The 444-nt window shown below is 59.5% G+C and carries 1 protein-coding gene; it reads right to left on the bottom strand.

What is annotated here, in order from left to right; genetic code table 11:
- Nucleotides 1-424 (bottom strand): ATPase, T2SS/T4P/T4SS family (locus FNX44_RS27645; protein WP_228450347.1); only part of this gene is annotated, 424 nt, incomplete at its 3' end.
- Nucleotides 425-444: the final 20 nt, after the last annotated feature.

Here is a 444-nt window from a genome sequence, read left to right as displayed (position 1 = left end):
CCTTGGAAAGCAGCGTGTGGTCGAGCATTTGCAGGCGACCAATCAGTTCGAACGGATCAAGAACGTGGAGCGAGCCGAAGACCAAGTGCCCGGTCTGCGCTGCCTGAACTGCTGCAACACCTTCATTGCCTGTGCGGATCTCGCCGATGTCGATGATGTCCGGGTCCATCCGGAGCATGCGTTCGACGAGGTATGAGGAGTTCTGCCCCGTCGAAAGCAGTTGCACTGCCCATTCACGCGGGTACTCGACCGGATGCTCACGGGTGATCTGCCGCAGCTCGGGCGAAATCTGCCCCTTGTAGCGCAGCATTTCGTAGCCGGTCGTGGTCTTGCCACTTCCCGTCGGCCCCGTCTGAATAAACAGACCATCCGGCATCAGGACGACCTGCTCGAACATCGCGAGCTGCAGCGTCGTGAATCCCATCCGCTCAAAGTCGACTTTGC

Origin of the sequence: Streptomyces alkaliterrae (assembly GCF_007097205.2) — a bacterium.
Taxonomy (GTDB): Bacteria; Actinomycetota; Actinomycetes; order Streptomycetales; family Streptomycetaceae; genus Streptomyces; species Streptomyces alkaliterrae.
Note: the sequence above shows the minus strand (reverse complement) of the source record. Positions and strands in the feature narration are given on the sequence as shown.